Source organism: Geitlerinema sp. PCC 9228 (genome assembly GCF_001870905.1).
GTDB lineage: Bacteria > Cyanobacteriota > Cyanobacteriia > Cyanobacteriales > PCC-9228 > PCC-9228.
The window spans coordinates 20,507-27,844 of record NZ_LNDC01000058.1 but is presented as its reverse complement, the minus strand read 5'-3'; the positions used below and the strand labels follow the sequence as shown (position 1 = coordinate 27,844).

The 7,338-nt window shown below is 49.9% G+C and carries 10 protein-coding genes; 6 read left to right on the top strand and 4 right to left on the bottom strand.

The annotated features are described in order from the left end of the window. Positions 1-112: 112 nt before the first annotated feature. Positions 113-244, bottom strand: coding sequence for a photosystem II reaction center protein PsbN (gene psbN, locus AS151_RS04420; RefSeq protein ID WP_071515842.1), 132 nt, complete (start codon positions 242-244; stop codon positions 113-115). Between the two features lie 412 nt (positions 245-656). Between psbN and psbH the strand changes: the two genes are divergently transcribed. The 5 genes from psbH (at position 657) to AS151_RS22465 (ending at position 2,887) form a co-directional block, all read left to right on the top strand. Then, positions 657-860: a photosystem II reaction center protein PsbH gene (gene psbH, locus AS151_RS04415; protein ID WP_071515841.1), complete on the top strand. Its 204-nt coding sequence runs from the start codon at positions 657-659 to the stop codon at positions 858-860. A 124-nt stretch (positions 861-984) separates the two neighbouring features. After that, positions 985-1,308, top strand: a complete 324-nt coding sequence (locus AS151_RS04410) for a TatA/E family twin arginine-targeting protein translocase (protein WP_071515840.1) — start codon at positions 985-987, stop codon at positions 1,306-1,308. 272 nt (positions 1,309-1,580) lie between these two features. Continuing rightward, positions 1,581-2,183: an aminoacyl-tRNA hydrolase gene (gene pth / locus AS151_RS04405; RefSeq protein WP_211517521.1), complete on the top strand. Its 603-nt coding sequence runs from the start codon at positions 1,581-1,583 to the stop codon at positions 2,181-2,183. A 41-nt stretch (positions 2,184-2,224) separates the two neighbouring features. After that, positions 2,225-2,485 (top strand): DUF3146 family protein, encoded by a 261-nt coding sequence (locus AS151_RS04400; RefSeq protein ID WP_071515838.1) that lies wholly within the window; start codon positions 2,225-2,227, stop codon positions 2,483-2,485. Between the two features lie 171 nt (positions 2,486-2,656). Beyond that, the gene (locus AS151_RS22465) at positions 2,657-2,887 is read left to right on the top strand and encodes a hypothetical protein (protein WP_139240505.1); all 231 of its coding nucleotides are present in this window, start codon (positions 2,657-2,659) and stop codon (positions 2,885-2,887) included. Positions 2,888-2,945: 58 nt separating this feature from the next. Here the strand turns inward: AS151_RS22465 and AS151_RS04395 are convergent, their stop codons facing one another. From AS151_RS04395 to ntcA, 3 genes are all read right to left on the bottom strand, one after another. Further along, positions 2,946-3,380: a resolvase gene (locus tag AS151_RS04395; protein ID WP_071515837.1), complete on the bottom strand. Its 435-nt coding sequence runs from the start codon at positions 3,378-3,380 to the stop codon at positions 2,946-2,948. A gap of 12 nt (positions 3,381-3,392) precedes the next feature. Next, a complete protein-coding gene (locus tag AS151_RS04390) occupies positions 3,393-4,817 on the bottom strand; it encodes a DUF3084 domain-containing protein (RefSeq protein ID WP_071515836.1) in 1,425 nt (474 codons plus the stop codon). 70 nt (positions 4,818-4,887) lie between these two features. After that, positions 4,888-5,559, bottom strand: a complete 672-nt coding sequence (gene ntcA, locus AS151_RS04385; protein WP_071515835.1) for a global nitrogen regulator NtcA — start codon at positions 5,557-5,559, stop codon at positions 4,888-4,890. A 654-nt stretch (positions 5,560-6,213) separates the two neighbouring features. Here ntcA and fabI point away from each other — a divergent pair. After that, positions 6,214-6,990 (top strand): enoyl-ACP reductase FabI, encoded by a 777-nt coding sequence (gene fabI, locus AS151_RS04380; RefSeq protein ID WP_071515834.1) that lies wholly within the window; start codon positions 6,214-6,216, stop codon positions 6,988-6,990. Positions 6,991-7,338 lie beyond the last annotated feature (348 nt).

Below are 7,338 nucleotides of genomic sequence, written 5' to 3'. Positions count from 1 at the left end.
CGGGGATGGACTAGCATAGCTAATCCATCTAGGCACACCCAATGAAGCGAGAATCTCACGAATTCTATTCGTGAGAGTGTCAATACTACTGGAATGCCTGGCTGGTGGACGTTTAATCTTCGTGTTCTTCAAAAGGATCGGCTAAATCTTTAGAAGGAGGACCAAAAGCAGTATAGATAGCCACACCCGTAAGCAGGACAAGCAAACCCGAAATGGAAATCAAAATAGCAGTTGTAGAGTCCATAAGGAAGAATTTACAATCAACAACGGTCTTGAATATAATTTAACAAAAATCGTACCTTCAGGGTCAGCCCCCCCCAGCTGAAGTGCAGGGGCTTCCTGCCTCCAGCTTCAGGTAGCTCACCAGCCTAAGTCCTTTGGGGCTATGTTTTTAGGGTCATGGTACCGACAAATGCTTTCGGTGTTGGTCGCCTTGCCGTTAACGGTGACTGGGGAGCGGCGATCGCGTCGGTTGCCCCCATAGAGGAGACCCAAAGCGATCGCTAGCATTCATCTCGGGCAAATCCCACGCCAAGCAAGACCCAGTCATGGTACGATCGGCAAAAGCCGCCTGGCAATAAAACCTGGCGATCGAACATTGGTTAGTAGATTGCCACGAACCAATTGTTGAAAAGAAAATAAAAGGATACCATACTATGGCACAGAGAACTCGCTTGGGAAGTCTTCTACGTCCGCTCAACTCTGAATACGGCAAAGTTGCCCCCGGCTGGGGCACCACCCCTTTAATGGGCGTCTTCATGCTGCTGTTTTTCGTATTTTTGCTGATTATCTTGCAAATTTACAACTCTTCCCTACTGCTGGAAAACGTCAACGTAGACTGGAAAAGCTTGAGCATGTAGGTTTGTCGCTGCCAACAACCGTTCCCTGTGAAGGGCGGTTATCCCAGAAGAAAGCCCGGATTTTCCGGGTTTTTTTTCGGCACTATATACTGGAAATTGGAGAAGTTATTTACAGGAAAGCTATATGAATATCTTTGGTATCGGCTTGCCAGAAATGCTCGTTATCCTGGTTATTGCCTTACTCATCTTTGGTCCCAAAAAACTTCCCGAAGTTGGTCAAAGTTTGGGCAAAGCCATCAAAGGCTTTCAACAGGCATCTAAAGATTTTGAAAACGAATTCAAACGGGAAGCCAACTACTTGCAAAATAACGAACAATCGCAAGAAACTTCCCAAGCAGCCGAACCCACCAAAAGTGCGGCTGTTGCCGACGATGGAAACACAGAAACCGCACCAACCCAAGACGGCAGCAATTCCTCTAGTTCCAAAGAACAAACCCCTGCTAGTTAGTTTTATATTCTAACCCTATTTGGGAGTTTCCTGGCTTTTGGGGACGTGCCGAGTGTGGGAAATAGAAAAATGCAACGATTCCAATTTTTTGTAGGGGCAATTTCCCCGTAGTTGCCACCTAATTCACGTTGCTACACGTTCGTGGTTCATCTGTGTCGGATTCCCTATGAATTCTCGATCTTCCATGCTCGGTACGCTCCACTTACGGGGAATTTCATGCGATCGCGATGGAACTTGATGTTTTGCCAACCAAAGTTGTAACTCGTAAGGAGATGAGCGAACTAAGACCGCAGTTAATTGCTGGATTGGGCAATCCCGGGAAAAAATACGAAAAAACCCGTCACAACATTGGTTTTGATGCCATCGATGCCTTAGCCCAAGCTTGGCAAATTTCCCTCAGCGAAAACCGACGCTTTCAAGGAATTTTTGGGGAAGGATTTACCCCGAAAACTGGTAAAATTCGCCTGCTCAAACCCACCACTTACATGAACCGTTCCGGACAATCTTTACAATCGGTAGCGAGTTGGTTTAAATTGCCGCCAGAGTCGGTTTTGGTCATTTATGATGACATGGATTTGCCCGTGGGCAAAATTCGTTTGCGTTTGTCGGGGTCGGCAGGTGGGCATAATGGTATGAAATCCGCGATCGCCCATTTAAATACGCAAAATTTTCCCCGCTTGCGCATTGGCATCGGCAAACCAACCGGGGAAAACGAACAGGAGACCATTGGCTACGTTCTGGGCAAATTTTCCCCTTCCCAAGCCCAAGTCATGTCGCAGGTTCTCGATACGGTGGTTCAAGCGATCGAAGTTGGCTGCGAACAGGGATGGGAAAAGGCGATGAGCTTGTACAACAACCATGTAGTGCCCCTTTAAAATTTTCCCTGTGTGGTAGTTTGGTCGTTTCCCCATTGCATATGAGCAAACGCTTACCCAAAACCACCGCCCACGTTTGTATCACGGCACAGTCTTGGCAGACAGGCAAACTGGAAGGTCAGGTAAGTGCCGGTGCATTTACCTGGGACTTTCAGTGGCGGTTTCGTCAAAAAGAACTTCGTATTTTCCCTTCTAGAGGTCGGGCATTGATTCAAGAACCTTTGGGGCGTTTTTTGGAAGCTTACGATTACCAGTTGGAACCGGGAAGTGACTACTGGTTTACCATTCGCGCGCAAATTTAGCCCGATGGGGGCGATATTTTTTCGTTTTTGGAAATTGATGGCTTTGAGCAAAACCGCCGCGCATCCTACGAATGAACGCGAAGCGTCATTCGCGCTTTTAGCGGCGGATGGGGGATAATCACCTCAGCCCCGTATGGCACTATTGCCCACCAGGCTGAGAGCTCTGGAGATATGGGTAGATACAAGACCGGTTTGATGAGGGACAACCAACCCTGCAAATCCCAGCATCACCCGATTCATCAGGGTAGGGAACGGGCCAAAAGTTGGTATTGTATTTTCAACTATCTACCTACAGGCAGAAATGACCTGGGTGCTGCGACCGCAGAAGTTCCTGGCAGTAGGCGAGAGCGCCGCCTCCCTCTGGTGGTAGCAGGATGGGGAAGCTACGATTCTATGGCGTAGCCATGAATCGCTAGTCGCGTTTACGAATCGTGCCTACGGGGGAAAGCGATCGCTGTATTCAAGAATGGTACTTTTCCCCAGCGACGTCAAACTGCTGTTGCTGGTATCGTTCGATGAGAATAATGGCAACAATATCGTCGATGGGGCGTGGGGGAAGGCGCATCCGGGAGGGAACCAGGCGCATGAGCCCTTTGGGAGGAAACATTTGCCAGTAGCGATCGCGCGCTTGCAGGCTGGAATAGGCTTCGTTTACCAAGACAAGGGGAATCTGGGGAACGGCGGTTTCTAGTTGAGATTTCCAGGATTTGGCGGTGGTGCGATCGCCCATGACAATGGTTTCGAGGGGATATGCTCGAGCGAGGGAAACCACCGTGGTCATGGCATCACCGGCGGCGATGACCTGGTGGTAGATAATTTGTTGCGGCAATCGCACAATGGCAAGACCGCATTTATCTTTTCCGGGATCGAAACCCAGCAACAGGGATGGGGACATAGGAGCAAACCACTAATTGGTACGGGCAATCACTTCGTCTTGGTTGTTAACAGCTAAGAGATTTACGGTTAGCGGACCTACCGTGTAGATCGCTTCTGCAGCTACGGCTTTAATTTTTAGAGGTTGGTTGTATGATTCTACCTTTTTTAGGAAATTGGCGAGCTTGGAAATATCGTCTATATCGTCGTCGCCGATTTTGACATCGGGGGAAAGCAATCCCAACCACCGAGCGCGAAATTGGGAAGCTTCGATCAGTAGGGAAATGCGATCGCGGATTTCTTCGGAAGTTTGCGCCATGGGGTTGACAGAAGTAGCAGCAATCAAATCTCCTTTCAGCAGCAACAAACGATTGGGCACCACATCCGCCACCACTTCCACATTTTTTTCCCCCACCAGATAGTTTTCCGCCGAAATAATCCGCATCACGTACACGCGATTGGCTTCAATTTGTTCGAGCAGTTGTTGAACTTCGCTTTGGGAAATGCGTACCGCCCGAAAATCAAAGTCTTCCCTGCCCGGTAGCAACTGGCGGATTGCCTCTCGGTTGGCTTCCCGCAACAAGCGATCGATGGCTTCCGGCACCCCTTCCGTATCGACCACCCGCACTGCCCCAGATGCCAATACTTCCCCGCGCAGCAGGGCAACGTTGCCTTCCCGCAGTTTTTGCGATTCTTGTTCTAGCTGGCGCACTTCCGCTTCCAAAAAGGTGCGTTCTCGTTGGAGTTCTGCCAGCAAATCTTCCCGCGCCCGAATGATTTCCGCTTGTTTGGCGAGTTTTTGTTCCCGCTGTTCGATAATTTTATCCCGCTTCGCGATCGCAGCTTCTTTTTGGGCAAGCAGGGTTTCCCGTTCCTGTAACAATTCTTGGCTTCTTGCTTGTAACTGCTGAATTTGCTGCTGCAAGCTATTTTTTTGCTGGGAAACCTCCTGCAATTGCGCTTGGGTATTTTGGAGGTTGGTTTCCACTTGAGATAGTTGGCTGCGGGTTTGTTCTAAATTGGCTTCCAGTTTTCGTTTCTCCGAACGTACCCGTTCTAACGCCAAACGCGCTTGTTGGAGTTGGTTTTGGTTGTCTCGCAGCAAACGTTTGACTTGGGCGAGTTCCTGTTTGGCACCATCCAGTTGCGTGGTGGTTGCGTGCAAGGTTTGCCGGGTCTGGGTGAGGTCGTTTTTCGCATCTTCCAGGTCTTCTTGAATTTCTTCAAGTTTAAAGATCCCCGTACGTAGCTGTCGGTCGCTCGCCAGTAGAATGCCCAACGTAGAGGCGGAAATGACGCTACCGGTGATAATGGTGATTACAGTAGCCGTTTGTTTGGGGCGCAGCCCGTACAGGCGCAACCTTGCCTTTCCCACCTTGGTGCCCAAGCGATCGCCCACTGTGGCAATCGCCCCACCCAACAGTAAAATTGCCACAATTAGGACGTATCCAGCGTTCATGGAAAAAAAGTTGCGATCGCAATTCCTTGGCTCGCAATTGTGGAATTGGATAAAACTGCGATTGCCTAGCTTAGGTGAATTGCTGGCTCAAGGCAAGGGGATTGTGAACGGTTACTTTTTTCTTGTAAATGGAAATCATTTGCTTTTGCCGCAATTCGCCCAACAATCGCGTCACCGTTACCCGGGTGGAACCAATAGCCTCGGCAATTTCTTGGTGGGAAAGCTTCAAGTCTATGGTAATGCCGTTGGTGCTGGGAATACCAAAATCGCGACAGAGAATTAACAGAAAACTCACCAGACGCGATCCCATATCGCGGTGGGCAAGGGTTTCGATCATCATCTCGGTTTGCAAAATCCGCGAAGATAGCCCCTGCAACATAAACACCGACAGTTCCGGGTCGTCTTTGAGGGCTTTTTCCACCTGGTCGATGGGAACCGACAGCAATTCCACCGAAGTAAACGCCACCGCGTGGTAAAAGCGATCGCTGCGATGTCCGGTAATTAGCGACAACACTCCAAAAACGCTGTTTTCCCGCAGTAGGGCCACGGTAATTTCTTCTCCCCCTTGGTACACCCGGGAGAGTTTCACGGCACCTTTGAGCAGGAAATAAACCCTTTCTGCCGGGTCGCCGGGGAAGAAAATCGTTTTCCCCCGCTCGAAGGTTTCCACAACGGGAGGAAAGACCCCGTTGCTCATTTGCCGGAATATAGCTGCTAGCGATTTGTCCTGACTCCCAATCATAAGTTTTTGCCTACATAAATGCCTTTGCACGATGCGACCAGCTCACCACAAGCGGTGCTACCAGTTCACCGTAAATTATGCCGGCGATCGCTCCTAGTGCGCTTGAGGGCGCGACCTATTGTAGAGCTTTCTGCACGAGATTCCCATTCAGAATTTAGCCAGCCTGTGGGCGTAACACAGAACGTTACGACAATTTACAATGCGTTCGGATCCGGCTTTAAAAAACGTAAACTGAGGCAAAGGCGCTTTTTTGTAATGAAATATACATGTATGGGAAAGCATCCAGGTGTGATACCATACTTTGGCTATGGAACCCCTCAAAGTTCGGCACTCAGCTTGCGGTCAGCCCCCCGGCTGAAGCACTGAGGAAAACATGACCCTGTGCCGGGGAGGCGATTCCGGCTAGAACCCCGAAAGAGCAGAAACTGCACCTCTTTTCGCTCTCTCCGAGCATGGGGAAGGCGACTAAAGTCGCCGTTCGTTTTTCCTCCCGGCGCTAAAGCGACAGGGCTTGCAAACCTATCGAAGATTTTCCGCGAGCGCAGCCGAACCACGAACGTGGGGGAATCGGTCTCCTTGCGAAACCAATCCGTATCCCCAGAAAATTGTCAACAGGCCAACCAGAAATTTGCATTGTTTTTAGAATAGACAATTATGTTGAATTTGAACGGAAAAAATGCCCTTGTCACCGGCATTGCCAACCACCGCTCCATTGCTTGGGGAATCGCCCAAAAATTGCACGAAGCTGGTGCCAACCTGGGTGTCAATTACCTTCCCGACGAAAAAGGCAAACACGAAAAGAAAGTAAAGGAACTGGTAGAACCGCTCAACCCTGATTTTTGCGTTCCCTGTGACGTGCAAAACGACGAACAGGTAGCTGCCATGTTTTCCACTGCCGAGCAAACTTGGGGCCAGTTGGATACCCTCGTTCACTGTTTGGCGTTCGCGGGGAAAGATGAACTATCTGGCAATTTTACCGATTTAAGCCGGGAAGGGTTTGCTAGAGCTTTAGAAATTAGTACCTATTCTTTAGTGAAACTCAGTGCCGCTGCCAAACCGCTCATGAAAGAAGGTGGCAGCATTTTGACCCTCACCTACTTGGGGTCGCAACGGGTTACTCCTAACTATAACGTAATGGGCGTGGCAAAGGCAGGTTTGGAATCGAGCGTCCGCTATTTGGCGGCAGAGTTGGGTCCGCAAAACATCCGCGTGAATGCCATTTCCGCTGGTCCAATCCGTACGTTGGCTTCTTCCGCCATTGGTGGCATTGCCGACATGATTCGCCATGTGGAAGAAGTTTCCCCCCTAGGCAGAACCGTGACTCAGGTGGAAGTGGGCAACACAGCCGTTTTCCTCAGCAGCGAACTCGCCACCGGCATTACCGGGCAAGTGGTTTACGTGGATGCTGGATACTCGGTGATGGGTGTTTAAAAACCAAAGGGGGAAAAGTGGGAAGCGGGTTGACACTCTCACGAATTCTATTCGTGAGATTCTCGCTTCATTGGGGTGTGCCTTTGAAGAGATTCGCTATGAGCTAGTCTATCCCCAGCAACAGGGATCCTCGACGAGCATTTTTCCGCCCTGTGGTGGACGTACTTGCAATACCTCGATTCCAAACCACTTGTGCTGCTGCCACGTCTCGATGGATTTGATAGCCGCAGTAGGAGTTCTTCAAGAAAGCGGCTTTTTCCCCGTATGGACGCCATTTGACCCAATCTTTACGTTCTCTCAGCCCATCATTGCCAACTTGCCGACAGATTTCCCACCACGATTCGATGA

Excerpts from the sequence above, each read along its gene's own strand:
- psbN (WP_071515842.1), bottom strand. The coding sequence starts at position 244 with ATGGACTCTACAACTGCTATTTTGATTTCCATTTCGGGTTTGCTTGTC.
- psbH (WP_071515841.1), top strand. The coding sequence starts at position 657 with ATGGCACAGAGAACTCGCTTGGGAAGTCTTCTACGTCCGCTCAACTCT.
- AS151_RS04410 (WP_071515840.1), top strand. The coding sequence starts at position 985 with ATGAATATCTTTGGTATCGGCTTGCCAGAAATGCTCGTTATCCTGGTT.
- pth (WP_211517521.1), top strand. The coding sequence starts at position 1,581 with ATGAGCGAACTAAGACCGCAGTTAATTGCTGGATTGGGCAATCCCGGG.
- AS151_RS04400 (WP_071515838.1), top strand. The coding sequence starts at position 2,225 with ATGAGCAAACGCTTACCCAAAACCACCGCCCACGTTTGTATCACGGCA.
- AS151_RS22465 (WP_139240505.1), top strand. The coding sequence starts at position 2,657 with ATGGGTAGATACAAGACCGGTTTGATGAGGGACAACCAACCCTGCAAA.
- AS151_RS04395 (WP_071515837.1), bottom strand. The coding sequence starts at position 3,380 with ATGTCCCCATCCCTGTTGCTGGGTTTCGATCCCGGAAAAGATAAATGC.
- AS151_RS04390 (WP_071515836.1), bottom strand. The coding sequence starts at position 4,817 with ATGAACGCTGGATACGTCCTAATTGTGGCAATTTTACTGTTGGGTGGG.
- ntcA (WP_071515835.1), bottom strand. The coding sequence starts at position 5,559 with ATGATTGGGAGTCAGGACAAATCGCTAGCAGCTATATTCCGGCAAATG.
- fabI (WP_071515834.1), top strand. The coding sequence starts at position 6,214 with ATGTTGAATTTGAACGGAAAAAATGCCCTTGTCACCGGCATTGCCAAC.